The organism is Flavobacterium soyangense (assembly GCF_015277675.1).
Taxonomy (GTDB): Bacteria; Bacteroidota; Bacteroidia; order Flavobacteriales; family Flavobacteriaceae; genus Flavobacterium; species Flavobacterium soyangense.
This window is the reverse complement of sequence record NZ_JADHEC010000015.1, coordinates 58,012-75,239: the sequence shown is the minus strand read 5'-3', so window position 1 is coordinate 75,239 and position 17,228 is coordinate 58,012. Positions and strand designations below refer to the sequence as shown.

General features: G+C 33.3%; 19 protein-coding genes. 7 read left to right on the top strand and 12 right to left on the bottom strand.

Annotated elements, in window-relative coordinates:
- The first annotated feature begins 140 nt into the window (after positions 1-140).
- A complete protein-coding gene (locus IR213_RS08440; RefSeq protein WP_228479133.1) occupies positions 141-1,355 on the top strand; it encodes a cytochrome-c peroxidase in 1,215 nt (404 codons plus the stop codon).
- A 53-nt stretch (positions 1,356-1,408) separates the two neighbouring features.
- Here IR213_RS08440 and IR213_RS08435 read toward each other — a convergent pair whose 3' ends face one another.
- From IR213_RS08435 to IR213_RS08380, 12 genes are all read right to left on the bottom strand, one after another.
- A complete protein-coding gene (locus IR213_RS08435; RefSeq protein ID WP_194311868.1) occupies positions 1,409-1,837 on the bottom strand; it encodes a hypothetical protein in 429 nt (142 codons plus the stop codon).
- Positions 1,838-1,911: 74 nt separating this feature from the next.
- Complete coding sequence (sucD, locus tag IR213_RS08430) at positions 1,912-2,784, bottom strand: succinate--CoA ligase subunit alpha (RefSeq protein ID WP_194311867.1); 873 nt, start codon at positions 2,782-2,784, stop codon at positions 1,912-1,914.
- Positions 2,785-2,858: 74 nt separating this feature from the next.
- A complete protein-coding gene (locus IR213_RS08425) occupies positions 2,859-3,221 on the bottom strand; it encodes a nuclear transport factor 2 family protein (RefSeq protein ID WP_194311866.1) in 363 nt (120 codons plus the stop codon).
- The gene (locus tag IR213_RS08420; RefSeq protein ID WP_194311865.1) at positions 3,218-4,156 is read right to left on the bottom strand and encodes a UDP-3-O-(3-hydroxymyristoyl)glucosamine N-acyltransferase; all 939 of its coding nucleotides are present in this window, start codon (positions 4,154-4,156) and stop codon (positions 3,218-3,220) included. The genes IR213_RS08425 and IR213_RS08420 overlap by 4 nt, the downstream gene beginning before the upstream one ends.
- Positions 4,157-4,254: 98 nt before the next feature.
- A complete protein-coding gene (gene efp, locus IR213_RS08415; RefSeq protein ID WP_194311864.1) occupies positions 4,255-4,821 on the bottom strand; it encodes an elongation factor P in 567 nt (188 codons plus the stop codon).
- 128 nt (positions 4,822-4,949) lie between these two features.
- Positions 4,950-5,735, bottom strand: a complete 786-nt coding sequence (gene lpxA, locus IR213_RS08410) for an acyl-ACP--UDP-N-acetylglucosamine O-acyltransferase (protein WP_194311863.1) — start codon at positions 5,733-5,735, stop codon at positions 4,950-4,952.
- A gap of 16 nt (positions 5,736-5,751) precedes the next feature.
- Entirely contained in the window at positions 5,752-7,140 is a 1,389-nt protein-coding gene (locus IR213_RS08405) for a bifunctional UDP-3-O-[3-hydroxymyristoyl] N-acetylglucosamine deacetylase/3-hydroxyacyl-ACP dehydratase (protein ID WP_194311862.1), read from the bottom strand.
- Entirely contained in the window at positions 7,133-8,179 is a 1,047-nt protein-coding gene (gene lpxD / locus IR213_RS08400) for a UDP-3-O-(3-hydroxymyristoyl)glucosamine N-acyltransferase (protein WP_194311861.1), read from the bottom strand. Before lpxD ends, IR213_RS08405 begins: the two co-directional genes overlap by 8 nt.
- Before the next feature lie 131 nt (positions 8,180-8,310).
- Positions 8,311-9,540 carry an HD domain-containing protein gene (locus tag IR213_RS08395; protein WP_194311860.1) on the bottom strand — a complete coding sequence of 410 codons (1,230 nt, stop codon included), beginning with the start codon at positions 9,538-9,540 and terminating at the stop codon, positions 8,311-8,313.
- A 145-nt stretch (positions 9,541-9,685) separates the two neighbouring features.
- The gene (locus IR213_RS08390; protein WP_194311859.1) at positions 9,686-10,327 is read right to left on the bottom strand and encodes a murein L,D-transpeptidase catalytic domain-containing protein; all 642 of its coding nucleotides are present in this window, start codon (positions 10,325-10,327) and stop codon (positions 9,686-9,688) included.
- A gap of 329 nt (positions 10,328-10,656) precedes the next feature.
- Positions 10,657-11,247, bottom strand: a complete 591-nt coding sequence (locus IR213_RS08385; protein WP_194311858.1) for a HEPN domain-containing protein — start codon at positions 11,245-11,247, stop codon at positions 10,657-10,659.
- Complete coding sequence (locus IR213_RS08380; RefSeq protein WP_194311857.1) at positions 11,240-12,271, bottom strand: DUF262 domain-containing protein; 1,032 nt, start codon at positions 12,269-12,271, stop codon at positions 11,240-11,242. The genes IR213_RS08385 and IR213_RS08380 overlap by 8 nt, the downstream gene beginning before the upstream one ends.
- A gap of 247 nt (positions 12,272-12,518) precedes the next feature.
- On the opposite strand from IR213_RS08380, the gene IR213_RS16470 reads away from it, so the two are divergent.
- The 6 genes from IR213_RS16470 (at position 12,519) to IR213_RS08355 (ending at position 17,220) form a co-directional block, all read left to right on the top strand.
- A complete protein-coding gene (locus tag IR213_RS16470; RefSeq protein WP_262892064.1) occupies positions 12,519-12,653 on the top strand; it encodes a hypothetical protein in 135 nt (44 codons plus the stop codon).
- Between the two features lie 228 nt (positions 12,654-12,881).
- Entirely contained in the window at positions 12,882-14,462 is a 1,581-nt protein-coding gene (porX, locus tag IR213_RS08375) for a T9SS response regulator signal transducer PorX (protein ID WP_194311856.1), read from the top strand.
- Between the two features lie 63 nt (positions 14,463-14,525).
- A complete protein-coding gene (gene tsaE / locus IR213_RS08370; protein WP_194311855.1) occupies positions 14,526-14,933 on the top strand; it encodes a tRNA (adenosine(37)-N6)-threonylcarbamoyltransferase complex ATPase subunit type 1 TsaE in 408 nt (135 codons plus the stop codon).
- Between the two features lie 10 nt (positions 14,934-14,943).
- A complete protein-coding gene (locus IR213_RS08365) occupies positions 14,944-15,414 on the top strand; it encodes a GNAT family N-acetyltransferase (RefSeq protein ID WP_194311854.1) in 471 nt (156 codons plus the stop codon).
- Between the two features lie 105 nt (positions 15,415-15,519).
- Positions 15,520-16,713: an alanine dehydrogenase gene (locus IR213_RS08360; protein WP_194311853.1), complete on the top strand. Its 1,194-nt coding sequence runs from the start codon at positions 15,520-15,522 to the stop codon at positions 16,711-16,713.
- Positions 16,714-16,845: 132 nt separating this feature from the next.
- Positions 16,846-17,220, top strand: coding sequence for a DUF4258 domain-containing protein (locus tag IR213_RS08355; RefSeq protein WP_194311852.1), 375 nt, complete (start codon positions 16,846-16,848; stop codon positions 17,218-17,220).
- Positions 17,221-17,228 lie beyond the last annotated feature (8 nt).

Here is a 17,228-nt window from a genome sequence, read left to right as displayed (position 1 = left end):
AAATGTATCGAGAACCGTTTTTAATAAAATTTGTTTTGTTTCCGATACGATTTTCTATCAAAAATCACTCGAACTGACGATAAATTATTATTAAAAACTAATTACACCCAACGGGTTCATAAATTAGTTATTTTTAATAATTGAAAAACAATCAATCTTTAACCCTTGATTTATTTATGAAAAACACCACTTCACTTTTATTATTAGCCTTTGTATTAGTTATATTATCCTGCACTAATGGTAATGATTCCGTAGCGACCGATTTATATCCAAATGTAATTGCAAAATTTGCAGGTAAAATTGACTTGAATAATCCAAGGAATTATGCAAACCAAGGAAAACCAACTTATATTACAAAAGATAATACTGCTGGAAATCCAATTACAGATAAAGGAGCAACTCTGGGAAGAGTTTTATTTTATGACACCAATTTATCGTCAAATAATACTATTTCTTGCTCATCTTGCCATATCCAAGCTAATGCTTTTGGAGATGTTGCAGTTGCCAGTGATGGTGTAAATGGAACTACTACAAGACATTCTATGCGATTGGCAAATTCAAGATTTTCAGTAGAAAACAAATTCTTTTGGGACGAAAGAGCCTCAACTTTAGAAATTCAAACCACTCAACCTATTCAAAATCAAACCGAAATGGGATTTAGCGGAACAAGTGGAGATGGAAACATTTCAACGCTAATTACTAAACTTCAAAGTATTGGTTATTATAAAGAATTGTTCAAATATGCTTTTGGTTCTGAGGAAATAACTGAAAATAAAATCCAATTGGCTTTGGCTCAATTTGTACGAAGCATTCAATCATTCGATTCAAAATATGATGTGGGAAGAACTTTAGTCACTAATGATAACCAGCCCTTTACTAATTTTACTGCTCAAGAAAATCAAGGTAAAAATCTATTTCTTACACCGCCAGTTTTTGATACTTCTGGTTCAAGAACAGCAGGAGGAGTTGGTTGTGCTGCTTGTCACGCCGCCCCCGAATTTGATATCGATCCCAACACAAAAAATAACGAAATAATTGGAGTTCTAAATGCTCTTGGAATTGACATTACAAATACAAGAGCTCCCTCTTTACGGAATTTGGTTAAGCTCGATGGAACAACAAATGGTCCAATGATGCACACTGGAAATCTAGCAACTTTACAAACTGTAATTGGTCATTATGGAAAAATTAATCTAGCTCCAGGAAACACGAATCTTGATCCAAGATTAACCCCAAACGGTTTTGGACAACAATTAAATCTTACTGCTCCCGAAGTAAATGCCCTAATTGCATTTCTAAAAACCCTTTCAGGAACTAATGTATATGTTGATGCAAAATGGTCGAGTCCATTTTAATTATAAAAAAACCTCACAAAGAGTGAGGCTTTCAAATTATTTTATAAGAATCCTTAAAAAGCAACATTCCATCTTGGTAATCTTCCATTTTCATCTAAGAAATTTTGTAAAATTTGTCCTTCAACGAAAGTAGGTATTACTTTATTTTTATCGTTGAAAGTTTCGTACCAATACACTTCCAATCTTTCTATTTTTTCGATTTTCATTTGTGCCGGCCAAGAATATTTTCTTCCGGTTTTCGCAAATTGGTGTCCGTTTACAATTTTGTCGAATAAGCCTCCATTTTTACTTTTTAGAGTTCCGTCATTTTGAATCGTTCCGGTAGAGCCAACCATAATCAATTCTTTAACCTCTTCATCAACTGTATAGACAAGAAAAATTCCGCTTCCTGTTTCTGTTGCGTTACAAACTTCTTCTAAACTATTGTCAGTCGAAAAACTAAACTGATTATTGACTTTAAATTTTTTTAATTCTTTATACATTTTATTTTCTATTATTATTAAATAAAATACCCCACGAAAACCGTGAGGTATTAGATTTTATCGTGTGTTTTAGATTATCCTAAAACTTCTTTTACTTTTTTTCCAATTTCTGCAGGAGAATCTACCACGTGAATTCCACATTCTCTCATAATACGTTTTTTGGCTTCAGCTGTATCATCAGCTCCACCAACTATAGCTCCTGCGTGACCCATTGTTCTTCCTTTTGGAGCAGTTTCTCCAGCAATAAATCCAATTACTGGTTTACGGTTTCCATCAGCTTTAATCCATTTAGCAGCATCAGCTTCTAATTGACCTCCAATTTCACCAATCATAACAATACATTCGGTTTCGGGATCATTCATAAATAATTCAATAGCCTCTTTTGTAGTTGTTCCAATAATTGGATCCCCACCAATTCCAATTGCGGTAGTGATTCCTAATCCTTGTTTTACTACTTGGTCAGCGGCTTCATAAGTCAAGGTTCCAGATTTTGAAACGATACCAACAGTTCCTTTTTTGAATACAAAACCTGGCATAATACCTACTTTTGCTTCACCTGGAGTAATTACTCCGGGACAGTTTGGACCTATTAATCTACAATTTCTGCTTTTAATATAATTATTAGCTTTAATCATGTCAGCCACCGGAATTCCTTCTGTAATGGCAATAATCACTTTAATACCGGCATCAGCAGCTTCCATAATTGCATCTGCAGCAAAAGCAGGTGGTACAAAAATAATTGTAGTATCGGCTCCAACTTGATCTACAGCGTCTTTAACTGTATTGAAAACCGGACGGTCTAAATGGGTTGATCCTCCTTTTCCGGGAGTTACACCACCAACAACATTAGTACCGTATTCAATCATTTGAGAAGCGTGGAATGTTCCTTCACTTCCTGTAAATCCTTGAACAATTATTTTGGAATCTTTATTAACTAAAACACTCATGATATATTTTTTATGTAGTTTCTTTAATTGTTGTGCAAAAGTAAGGTTTTGTAGGTGATATTTGAAAGTTTTAATTAAGAAAAATGACTCATTTGATAACCTCTGAATAGTTTACCGTCTTTTAATTCCCAAATCACAAAAAAATTACCCATCAGCATTTCTTCTCGTGGATTTTCAATCGTTTTTACGAAGTGGGAAAAACGTAAAGAAACCAAATTCTTTTCCTGAAGAATGTGACTAATTCTAATTTTAGAACGAATATAGGCTTTTGCTAATTGATCCGTAAGTGATAAAAAATCATCGTAATTCATTTGAATGAAACCTTGGCTACTATTCCAATCCATTGTAACTTCTGGATGCAATAACTCACCAACAGTTTTCCTATCCAAGAGAACATCAGATTTATAGTAATCTAAAACAATATCTTTTGGCTTCATAATAGATCTTTTAATTTTTGAAGTATTTCTGGTATTTTTTTAATATTGGCAAGCTGTTTCAATTTTTCACGAGATTCTTCTATTGGAGTGCCAAAATAGGTTTTACCGCCCTCCACTGATTTTGTAACCCCAGTTTGCCCTAAAATCACTGCCTTTTCGCCTATTGTTATTCCACTTGCGGTTCCTACTTGACCCCAAATCGTGACTTCATCTTTTATTATTACACAACCTGCAATTCCTGTTTGCGAAGCAATTAAACATTTTTTCCCAATGACAGTATCGTGTCCAACATGAACTTGGTTGTCAATTTTTGTTCCTTCTCCAATGGTTGTATCGCCGGTAACTCCTTTGTCAATGGTACAAAGTGCTCCGATTCCGACATTATCTTTAATTACCACTTTTCCTCCCGAAATTAATTGGTCGTAACCTTCAGGACGTTTTTTATAATAAAAAGCATCTGCACCAAGAATAGTTCCTGCATGTATAATCACATTATCGCCAATTACTGTGTGGTCGTAAATGGAAACATTTGAATGAATCAAGCAATTTTTCCCAATAACTACATGGTTTCCAATAAATGAATTCGGTTGGATTATTGTTCCTGTTCCAATTTTGGCGGAAGCCGAAATAGCAACATTAGAAAACTGAAAAGGTTTGAAATGATTTGTTAAGGTATTGAAATCCCTAAAAGGATCGTCTGAAATTAATAATGCTTTTCCTTCAGGGCAATCTACATTTTTGTTAATCAAAATGGTTGTTGCAGCTGAGTTTAATGCTTTGTCATAGTATTTCGGATGATCAACAAAGACAATATCACCTGATTCTACAACGTGAATTTCGTTCATTCCAGAAACAGGAAAATCTGCATCACCAACGAATTCGCTGTTGATAATAGCTGCAATTTCCTTTAACGTATATGTTATATTGAATTTCATAATTTTAGTTTTGCTGCACCAGTTCGCTATCGCTTGGATAAATTCCAGTTTTCAGTCTCAGTTTGAGCATTCTGTAAACTGTAAATATCAACTGTATACTATTCTTTAACTCTTTCCATGTAATTTCCAGAAGCAGTATCGATTTTTATTTTGTCGCCTTCATTGATAAATAATGGGACATTTACTGACGCTCCAGTTTCAACTGTAGCTGATTTTGTGGCATTTGTAGCCGTATTCCCTTTTATCCCAGGTTCTGCATAAGTCACTTCAAGTATAACAGATGCTGGCATATCTACCGAAAGCGGTAAATCAGTTTCTGTATTGATGCTTACCATAACATTCTCGCCTTCTTTCAATAATCCAGGAGAGTCCAAAATGTTTTTATTCAAGGAAATTTGTTCGAAAGTTTCCACATTCATAAAATGAAATTCATCTCCTTCTGGATATAAATATTGGAATTTATGGTTTTCAACTCTAACTTCTTCAATTTTATGTCCTGCTGAAAAAGTGTTGTCCAATACTTTTCCGTTAGTCAAACTTCTTAGTTTTGTTCTAACAAAAGCTGGTCCTTTTCCAGGTTTAACATGAAGGAATTCTATAATTTTATAGATGTCATTGTTGTATTTTATACACAATCCGTTTCTTATGTCTGATGTTGATGCCATTTTATTTGTTTATTTCCTCACCCCGACCCTCTCCAAAGGAGAGGGAGACGAAAAGTGATATTGTTAATAGATAATTTTTATTTTTTGTTTTTCATTTTTTGTAAAAAATCGAGACTGCAAACTTAACGCTAGTAATTTCCTGAATAGCCTTTCATTACACCTCTTGTTGAATTTCTGATAAAATCAATAATTTCATCTCTTTCGGGAGTTGCTTCCATTTCACCCTCAATAATTCCAAGAGCTTGTGTTACATTATAATTTTTTTGGTATAAAATTCTGTATATTTCTTGAATTTCTTTTATTTTTTCAGATGTAAAACCTCTTCTTCTCAATCCTACTGAATTGATTCCTACATATGACAATGGCTCTTTTGCTGCTTTAGTAAATGGCGGTACATCTTTTCTTAACAGCGAACCTCCAGAAATCATTGCATGATCCCCAACACTAATGAATTGATGTACTGCTGACAAACCTCCAATAATAGCGTATTTACCAATCGTTACATGTCCTCCCAAAAGAACTCCGTTAACTATAATGGCATTATCACCAATGTGACAGTCGTGAGCAATATGTGCAGCTGCCATGATTAAACAATTATTTCCAACAACTGTTTGTCCTGAAGCTATTGTTCCTCTATTGATTGTTACACATTCTCTAATGGTACAATTGTCTCCAATTATTGCCAAAGAATCTTCTCCGCCAAACTTTAAATCTTGCGGTATTGCTGAGATTACCGCACCAGGGAAAATATTGCAATTTTTACCTATTCTTGCACCTTCCATTATGGTTACGTTTGAACCTATCCAAGTTCCATCACCTATAATAACGTTATTATGAATAGTTGTAAAAGGTTCAATAACTACATTTTTTGCAATTTTTGCACCTGGATGAACATAAGCTAAGGGTTGATTCATCTATATTTCTTTTAAATTATTGTTTTTTAGCAATTTGTGCCATCAATTCGGCTTCAGCCACTAATTTTCCATTGGCATAAGCATTAGCTTGCATATGACAAATTCCTCTTCTGATTGGAGTTATCAAATCGCATTTAAATATCAAGGTATCACCAGGCAATACTTTATGTTTGAATTTTACATTGTCAATTTTCATAAAATAAGTTAGATAATTTTCTGGGTCAGGAACTGTACTTAATACTAATATTCCACCTGTTTGTGCCATTGCTTCTACAATTAAAACTCCTGGCATAACTGGTGCTCCTGGAAAATGGCCCACAAAGAAATTTTCGTTCATTGTTACATTTTTCAATCCAACTATATGACTTTCGGACATTTCTATTATTCTGTCTATCAATAAAAATGGCGGTCTATGTGGAAGCACGGCCATAATTTTGTGAATATCCATCAACGGTTCCAGATTTAAGTCGTAAACAGGAACATGATTTCTTTGTTCGATTTTTATGATTTTGGCCATTTTTTTTGCAAACTGAGTGTTTACAAAATGACCTGGTTTATTTGCAATTACTTTTCCTTGTATTCTGGTTCCAATTAATGACAAATCACCAACCACATCCAAAAGTTTGTGTCTAGCGGCTTCATTTGGATAATGCAAGGTTAAATTATCTAAAATACCATTTGGTTTAACTGTTATTTCGTCTTTTCCAAAAGCAACTTTTAGACTATTCATTGTTTTTTCGGAAATTTCCTTATCAACATATACTATAGCATTATTCAAATCGCCTCCTTTTATTAAACCATTATCTAAAAGAGATTCCAGTTCGTGCAGAAAACTAAAGGTTCTTGATTCGGCAATCTCTGTTTTAAAATCAGCAATTGTTTTCATCGTGGCATTCTGGGTACCTAAGACTTTAGTGCCAAAGTCTACCATTGCAGTAACACAATAATTATCACTGGGCATAATCATGATTTCGCTACCAGTTTCTTCATCAGTAAATGAAATAATTTCTTTTACTACATATACTTTTCTTTTTGCTTCCTGTTCCTCAATTCCGGCTTTTTCTATAGCTTCAACAAAATATTTTGAAGAACCATCCATAATAGGAAGTTCTGAAGCATCTAATTCAATGATTACATTATCTAAATCACAACCCACTAATGCTGCCAAAACGTGCTCAGGAGTTTGAATTTTAACCCCCAATTTTTCTAAATTGGTACCTCTTTGTGTGTTTACAACGTAATTTGCATCGGCTTCGATAATAGGTTGTCCCTCCAAATCTTTTCGAACGAAAGTAAAACCATTATTAATTGGCGCAGGTTTAAAAGTCATCTTTACTTCTTTTCCTGTGTGTAAACCAACTCCTGTTAGTGAAATTTCTGCTTTGATGGTCTTCTGTTTAACCATTTTTTCCATTTTTTTGGTTTAATAATTGTTTTTTTAATTCTTCTATTTCTGTAACGATTTTAGGTAAATTTCTGAAATGAACATATGATTTATTAAAGTCATTGTAACCAAATGTTGGACTTCCCTGCAAGACTTCATCATCCTTTATATTTCTGCTAACACCTGATTGCGCCTGGATTCGGACATTATTGCCAATTGTCAAATGGCCCACAATTCCTACCTGACCTCCAATCATTCCGTTTTTGCCAATTTTAGTGGAACCAGCCACTCCTGTTTGTGCTGCAATCACAGTATTCTCACCAATTTCGACATTATGCCCTATCTGGATTTGATTGTCCAGCTTAACTCCTTTTCTTATAATGGTAGAGCCCATTGTGGCTTTATCTATAGACGTATTTGCCCCTATATCTACATTATCTTCGATAATTACATTTCCTATTTGAGGGATTTTTGTATAAGTCCCGTCCTCATTTGGCGCAAAGCCAAAACCGTCTGCTCCTATTACTGCTCCGGAATAAATCACGCAATTGTTTCCAATGATGGTTTCCGAATGCACTTTTGCGCCTGCAAAAATAGAAACATTATTTCCTATTACAACATTTTCTCCAATGAAACAATTGGGATAAATCTTTACGTTATCGCCCAAAACCACATTATCTCCAATGTAACTAAAGCTTCCTAAATATAAATTGGCACCATATTTTACACTTTCCGAAATAAATGAAGGCTGCTCTATTCCTGTTTTATTTGCTTTTCTTGTCTGGTCGTAAAATTCGAGTAATTTAGTAAAAGACATATAGGCATCCTCCACTTTTATAAGTGTGGTGGTCAATTCACCATCAGGAACGAAAGTTGAATTGACTATAGTTATGGTAGCCTGTGTAGTGTAAATAAAAGGTAAGTATTTTGGGTTTGCCAAAAAAGTGATTGAACCATCGGAACCTTCTTCGATTTTAGACAATTTATAAACTTCGGCATTGGGATTACCAATAACTTCCCCGTCTAAAACACCCGCTATTTGTTCTGCTGTAAATTTCATCTTATTTAATTATATTTTTTAAAGGAATAAGATGGAACTCTTTATTTAACGTTCTGCTTATATTCAAAAAAAATGTACTGGTTCGTTTCATCTCGACAAAAATATAAAAAATAGATTTTAAATATTGATTTTTACACAAGTTGTTTTGGGAAACATATATAATATTTGGTCACAAATTTCGACAATGACTTCAAATTCAATTGATCAGAGGCTTCAACAACATCTTCAATAGTTTTATCTTTTTTTAGAATTCGTATAGGTTCAGCTTGTTTACTGTAGGCTTGATTTTTAATTTTACCTTTAAAAATAAAATAATTAGCCTCAGCTAAAGTAATGTTATTTTCCAATGAAAAACGATCTTTCAGAATATGTAAATCTTCTGTTGGAATTTTTTCATCGCTCACTTTTATTTTTAATAAATCCCTGTTGATTATCATTTTACTCAAGGAGGACAATATAAAATCGTCATGCTTTTGCCAAGATTTTAAAGCACTTATAATATCAAAATCATCTAATTGGGAGAACAAATCAAGGTTTTCGCTATCGAAAGTTTCTAACGTGATTTTATGCTGCATAAAGAACATCAACGGTTCGCTACAATGCAAAATTATTCCTTTTTCTGTCAGTTCTTTGGCGCGCTTCAGAACTTTGGTCAAGATTAACTCGGCGACCAAACTGGTTTTGTGCAAATAAGCCTGCCAATACATCAATCTTCTGGACATCAGGAATTTCTCAACGGAATAAATCCCTTTTTCTTCGATGACCAGAACATCATCGACTACATTCATCATTTGGATTAATCGTTCAGAATTGACATTTCCTTCTGCCACCCCCGAATAAAAGCTGTCGCGTTTCAGGTAATCCATTCGGTCCATATCGAGTTGACTGGAGATGAGCTGCAACATAAATTTCCTATGATAATCCCCTTGAAAAACCTGAATTGCCAAACTCAATTTACCTTCAAATTCTACGTTCAATTGGTTCATAAATAAGAGCGAAATCGCTTCGTGATGCACATCTTCGACAATGCTTCTTTCCATTGCGTGCGAAAACGGTCCGTGACCAATGTCGTGCAACAAAATGGCGATATACAAGGCATTTTCTTCTTCGGGTGAAATGGAAACTCCTTTAAAACGTAGGACATCGACTGCTTTTTGCATAATGTGCATACAGCCCAAGGCATGGTGAAAACGGGTGTGATTTGCTCCGGGATAGACTAAATACGACAATCCCATTTGGGAAATACGCCGCAACCGTTGGAAATAAGGATGCTGGATTAAATCGTAAATTAAGGCATTTGGTATGGTAATAAACCCATAAATGGGATCATTAAATATTTTCAGTTTATTGATTTCACTCACTATAACTTTGTTTTGGATAACAAATATAAGGAATTTTAGGGGTAATGAAAATTTTACTTTGAAAATCTGAATTGCTGGGTTTTGAACAAGTAAAACTCCTATTTTGTTACCGATTTTGGGAAGTCATTTTGGTAATGGCAATTTATTAATAGTAGATATCGAGAATGATATTTCTTTTGGAGTTGTCAATTAATTTCTCAATTCTGGTATAGTAAATTTCATTGAGCATTGGGCAACCCATACTATGACAAATGGGTCTGTTTTGTTCCTCATACGGAACCTGATGATACTTGTGCAAGACAATACTTCTTGCAAAAGCATTACTGTTTGTTGGTTCTAGACCGTATAATTTATAGGATTTACCATATTGTCCCATGTAATTACTTCCAATGGAGTATTTGCCTAATGCAGTACAAAAAGAGCTGTTATTGTTGCTGAATTTCAATTCGGGTTTGTTATCCGTTTCTGATCCAATGCCGTGTGCCACCAGACCTTGATCCACAATTGAATCATTTTTCAAGTTATACACTATGAATCTATTTTTGCCGGACATCACTCGCATATCAATAAAAAAAGCCAGTTCTGTATTGTATTTGGGATTTTTGCTAATGAATTCTTTTATGATTTTTACCCGTTCCAAAAGCCTTTGTTCCGTTTCAGGAGCCATAGTGGATACATTAGCCACTGACGAAATTTCGAGGGTTTTATTTTCAGGATTTGGTAATCCCTTTTTGAAACTGGAGAGTAGGATTCCAATTGGAATTAATATGTAAAATATTTTCCTCATTAAATACTATGATAAGTAAGTCTTACTGTTTAGGCAACAATTATATCATTTTCTGAAAAAATCTAACGCTAAGATGAATTAAAAATTGTTTTATAAACCAAAAATAATAAATATATCGTACTGAATATAAGTATTTTATATTAATTAACTCTGATGTAAAGCCAATCGCACATTTTATTAAAGTCTGTCAATAATTCTAACAATCTTTGACAGATTTTTCTCTCTGACACTAACATTATAAACAAAAAAACAGCTATAACCTAATCTGGTGCTCGATTGCATCGAGTACCTTCTTACTTTGTATAAACTGAATAAAGCGTTTGCAACCTTTAGATTTGGTTGCAAATTAATTTATCGAGATTAGTAATGTATTCAGATAGTACTTCAATGTTTTCTATTAAATCAGCATTTGAGATGTCTGAGGCATCATCGTTGTGATGAACAATTCTATTTCTTTTCAAGACAATATTATTTATCCGATCTTTTTGATTTAAAAAAATTGAATCTTGATTTAAAATAATTCCAAATTTTTTGAACAAATCTCTTGTTCTAAATGGACTTCCTGATATATAATCATCTAATTCTTTTTTCTTAATTTTAATTTTTAGAGGTTCAATTTTAGAATCTGAATCTTTGAAATCTTTATCAATATTCAAACTCCATTTAATCAGATTATGAGGTATATTTCTTTGAGATAATTTTAAATTTGTTTCGTCAATCACTACCATTAATGCATCTTTGAGATATGATTCTAAATATGCACACATAATAACAAGAAATGATTTTGTAAAAAAATTAGAGTTTTCAATAAAAAAAACATCTGGCTCACTTGAAATCATTCGATTATTTGATGTTTCAATTATTTCGATTAATTTATTAAGTTGATTTATATATGATTCTTTATGTATTGTATTATCCATTTATTGAGTCTAATTTTTCAAGCCAAAGTTTTCTTCTTCTTAATATTGAACTTTTCTGTTGCAAACCTCCAGAAAGAGTTTTGTTAAAATCAACATCTTGACAAAGTTCTTTAAATTTTTCTCCTATTATTTGTTTATTTGCGGTAATATACTCAGTAGTTAAACTATGAAAACTCCACATTAGTAAATCATAATACACTAGACTTTGTCTTTCTTTTGTTTTTGTAGTATTTACAAAAGGGTTATTGTCAAATGTTAACATACATTTATTTAGTGTTTCTATAAAGTCAGTTCTCATAATTACGATTTGGTCATCGTCGATGTTTTGATTTTTCTCAATAAATTTATCTAAGTATTTTGATAATTTATCTTCATAATTTGATAGGTCATTTTGCATTGCAAAATATCTTAGAATCATTTCGTTTGTTTCTCTTCCGTCTTTTACATTTTTTCCTGAAATTCCATTACCAAAAGAAATAATAAAAGGATTCTCACTTAATTTAATTAAAAGATTGTCTAATTTTCCAGGGTATATTGCGTGTCTAATTTCTTGTGCCGTTAATTGGACAGCACCCTGATTCAATCTTGCAAAAATTTCTTGAATTAATTCTTTTGGATTTTCTTTTCTAAGTATTATACAACGAATTGTTGTATTTTCTAATTCGGTTTTATAATCTCCAAGTTCCGAAAACAATTTGCCTTCTAATTCATTAAAAATTGTTAATCCTTCTAATTTAAACTCATCATTAAAGAATCTCTTAATTGAAGTAATTCGTTGAACACCATCAATGACAATATGATTACCTAATTCATTTTCTGCAAAATAACAAGCAGGAAGTGGAATTCTCATTAAACAGGATTCAATAAATTTGGAAGCTCTTTCATTCCCATCATTATCCCATTTATATTTTCGCTGAAATTCCGGATCAAGTATTAATTTTGCGGGATTTGTATTTGTTCTTAAAATTAAAGTTTCAAAAGGATAATCAATTGGGTATAGATTTAAATTTCTATTTTCTAACATAATAAATCATTAAGTTTTTATATTCGTATATCATTGGTATTATAACTTGTAACTTTTATAACCTGATGAAATCAAACTTTTATACCCCGAATTGGGTTGCTTTGTCTGATAACTGTCAGGATTTATTTCTTTCAAATATATAACAAAATTATTACAAATTATCAAAACATTTTTTTATAAACTAAACTATTTTACGCTACTTTTTTATGGGAACTCAATAGTTTATTAATTCTGGATTGCGTGAGGGATGGAAGCGGCATCTCCCGATTTAGAAAAACAAGGCTTTTTAGCTGTAGTTTTTGTAAATAGGGAATACAGCGTACAGCCCGACAGCGCCGGAGCTTGCGGAGGCGGTGACACGCCCAAAAGGGTATTAAATTAATAGGTTTATTTATCATTTCAACGATGGAGTTCTAAGAGCTTTGCTCGAAAAGGCAAAGCAAATCACAATTGTTGTTCTAATAATGAGATTGCTTCGTTCCTCGCAATGACATAGGGCAACCCAATACCTTAAAATAATACTAAATTATCTTACAATTGGCAACTTCCCAGTAAAAAAAGGTAAATTGGCACATTGATTTATTACTTTTGAATACTTTTTTATAAAAATATGGATAAGATAAAAATACTTTGGGTCGATGATGAAATTGACTATTTAAAACCGCATATTTTATTTCTGGAAAAGAAAAATTACAGTGTCACTACCTGCAATAACGGTCGTGATGCGATTGATATTTTTGAAAACGAAAATTTTGACATTGTTTTTCTAGACGAAAATATGCCGGGAATGAGTGGCTTGGAAACACTTTCGGAAATGAAGGAGAAAAAATCTTCGATTCCGATGATTATGATTACTAAAAGTGAGGAAGAATATATTATGGAGGAAGCCATAGGCTCCAAAATTGCCGATTATTTGATTAAACCAGTGAATCCTAACCAGATTTTGTTGAGTTTGAAGAAAAATTTAGATCATTCACGATTGATTTCGCAGAAAACGACGCTTGATTACCAGAAGGAATTCCGAAAAATATCAATGGAAATGGCGATGGTCAATTCCTATGAAGACTGGGTGGAATTGTATAAAAAATTGGTTTTTTGGGAGTTGGAACTTGAAAACATTAACGATCAGAGCATGATTGAAATTCTTGAATCGCAAAAGGCGGAAGCCAATTCTCAATTTGGAAAATTCATTGAACGAAATTATGAAGACTGGTTTGCTTCGCCAGTTCGCCAAGGCTCGAGTGCGCCAAAAGCGGACAAACCAATTCTTTCACACAATTTATTCCGGGAATTAGTAGTTCCTGAAATTGTAAAAAAAGACAGGCCTATTTTGTTTGTGGTCATTGACAACCTGCGTTACGACCAATGGAAAGTTTTTGAAAGTGTGGTGGGTAATCATTATAAACTGGAAAAAGAAGTGCCGTATTACGCCATTTTGCCAACAGCGACTCAATATGCCAGAAATGCAATTTTCTCTGGTTTAACCCCTCTTGAAATGGAGAAACAGTTTCCGCAATACTGGAAAAACGATCCTGAAGAAGGTGGAAAAAATCTATATGAAGCCGAGTTTTTGACAGCCCAATTAAAACGATTGGGATTGAATATCAAGCAGGATTATTTTAAAATTACCAATCTTGCCGGAGGAAAAAAACTGGTTGAAAACTTTAGAACATTAAAAAACAATGATTTGGTAACTGTAGTTTACAATTTTGTGGATATGCTTTCGCATGCTAAGACTGAAATGGATGTGGTAAAAGAACTTGCTTCGGATGATAAGGCGTATCGCTCGCTGACATTGAGTTGGTTTAAGAATTCCCCTCTTTTAGAAATCATTCAACAAGCCCAAAAATTGGGTTTTAAATTGATTCTGACCACCGATCACGGAACCATTAACGTAAAAAATCCTTCGAAAGTTATTGGTGATAAAAATACAAGTCTCAATTTACGCTACAAAACAGGACGCAGTTTGTCCTACGAACAGAAAGATGTATATGCCGTAAAAGAGCCGAAAAACATAGGTTTGCCCACCATAAATATGAGCAGCTCTTATATTTTTGCCAAGAATGACTTATTTTTGGCTTATATTAATAATTACAATCATTATGTAAGTTATTATAAAAATACCTATCAGCACGGCGGAATTTCATTAGAAGAAATGATTATCCCGTTTTTGATTTTTAACCCGAAGTAATTCAGAATGCAGATTACAGATTTTAGATTGCAGATTTACTCAAATCCTAACACTTTTTAACGAATGGAAGTTATTTTTTCATTAGATGAAATCAATGAAGTTGCCCAGCAAATTTTAGAACAAAATCCGAATAAAGTCATACTTTTTAATGGAGAAATGGGTGTTGGAAAAACCACTTTAATAAAAGCTTTGACTAAAAAAATGGGCGTAAATGACGTGACGAGTAGTCCAACTTTTTCTTTAGTTAATGAATATCAAACTGCTACTAATCAGACTATATATCATTTTGATTTCTATAGACTGAATAATGAAATCGAAGCCTTAGATATGGGAGCAGATGAGTACCTTTATTCCGGTAATTGGTGTTTTATTGAGTGGGGTGAAAAGATTCCAAATCTTATTCCGGATTTGCATTCAACAATTTCAATTAGATTGCTTTCTGATGGCAAACGCCTTTTAGAATTAATATAATTATAAAATTATGGATATAGATAACACTGTTTTAATTATTCCGTTTTCTCCGGATTTAAAGGAAGAAATAAAAACGCTGAATTTTGAATGGCTAAAAAAACATTTCAAAGTCGAAGCTAAAGATGAACTTATGCTTTCCGATCCTCAACGCGAAATAATAGACAAAGGGGGAATGATTTTTTATGCCAAGTACAATGACAAAATTGTAGGCACAGTTTCTCTGTTAAAAATTGACAAAACCACCTTCGAACTGAGTAAAATGGCTGTAACCGATGGGGTTCAGGGATTAGGAATTGGCAACAAACTTATAGAACATTGCATTGAATTTGCTCAACAAAAAGGAATAAAAAAACTCATTTTGTATTCAAACAGAAAATTATTGCCTGCATTATATTTGTACAAGAAATATGATTTTGAGGAAGTTCCTTTAGAAGATGGTATTTATGAAAGAGCAGATATTAAGATGGAACGGATTCTTTAGTGTTAATTTTCCATTTTTAATACTGATGAATGCGTAATTTTATATTGTTATAATGACCAAATTCTGATTTTTTTCAGTAAATTGTACCACTAATTTCCCTAAACAATGTTGATAACTCCATTTACAAAGCAACAGTTATTGCCTCAAGAAGAAAAACTTGAAATAGCAAGGCACAAAAGCAAACTTTTCATTGGTTTACCCAAAGAAAATAGTTTTCAAGAACGCCGCATTTGCCTTACTCCAGATGCTGTAAACTCCTTAACTTATCAGGGACATCGCGTGATGATAGAAGCCGGTGCAGGTGAAAGTTCGAGTTATTCCGACAAAGAATATGCTGATGCAGGGGCCGAAATTACAAAGGATACAAAAAAAGTTTTCAGTTGCCCGATGCTTTTAAAAGTAGAACCTCCTACTCTTACCGAAATTGCGATGATTAGTCCTGAAACCATTATTATTTCGGCAATTCAGATAAAAACAAGAAAAAAATCGTATTTTGAAGCCTTAAAAAAGAAAAAAATTACTGCACTAGCTTTCGAATATATTAAAGATGAAGATGGCTCGTATCCGGCAGTGAAATCATTGAGTGAAATTGCAGGAACCGCATCGATATTAATTGCTGCCGAATTGATGATTACCAATTCCTTTGGAAAAGGATTGTTATTTGGTAACATTACCGGCGTCCCTCCTACTGACGTGGTCATTATTGGAGCCGGAACTGTGGGTGAATTTGCAGCCAAAACCGCTATTGGACTGGGTGCCAATGTAAAAGTCTTTGACAATTCAATTATAAAACTACGTCGTTTGCAAAACCATTTGAATCAGCGTATTTTCACTTCCACCATTCAACCCAAATCCTTATTGAAAGCATTAAGAAGATGCGATGTTGCTATTGGTGCCATGCGTGGTAAGGAACGCTGTCCGGTTATTGTTACTGAAACTATGGTCGAAAATATGAAAAAAGGAGCTGTAGTTGTCGATGTCAGCATAGACACCGGTGGTTGTTTTGAAACATCAGAAGTTACTACTCACGAAAAACCAACCTTTGTTAAAAGTGGTGTTTTGCATTATTGCGTTCCCAATATTCCCTCCCGATATTCCAAAACGGCTTCCCTTTCGATTAGCAATATCCTAACCCCCTATTTGTTACAGATTGCCGAAGACGGCGGGATCGAAAGTGCCATCCGATGCGACAACGGTTTAAAACATGGAGTGTATTTATACCATGGAATCCTCACCAATAAAGCCATTGGCGATTGGTTTGACTTGCCTAACAACGATATTAATTTAATCGTGTTTTAAATAAACTTTCTTTTACCTTTGCCAAAAATTTAATTTATGAAATCGCCACTAAAAAAAGGTTGTTGCAAACAAACACCAATAATTAAAAAGGCGATACCATATATGACCCCTAACAAATAATTTTTTAGATATATGAAATTTGTACACCGTTTTGCCTATTACTTAATAGGATTAATAATGGGTTCTTTCTTTGTGGCAGCTGTTTTTAGTGGAAAAGATACCCGTTGTAATTATTTTCCAAATGCCAGAGTTTTAAATGACTTAAGAAATAAACCTTTTAATTATTCGGATAAAGCCTCCCAAATATTGGCTGAAAAATGGATTGACACCATCGATATAAAAAACACTTTGAAATACGGTGATGTTGATTTTGACCAAAGCAATATCGAATTCGAAAAAGGAAAAATTTATGTTATCGAAGGGAAAACTGTAAAAAATCAAGAAATCATACTTAAAGTGATTAATTACCCTGAAAAAGCAGTCTTGGATGATATTATTAAAAAATAGAATAGCCA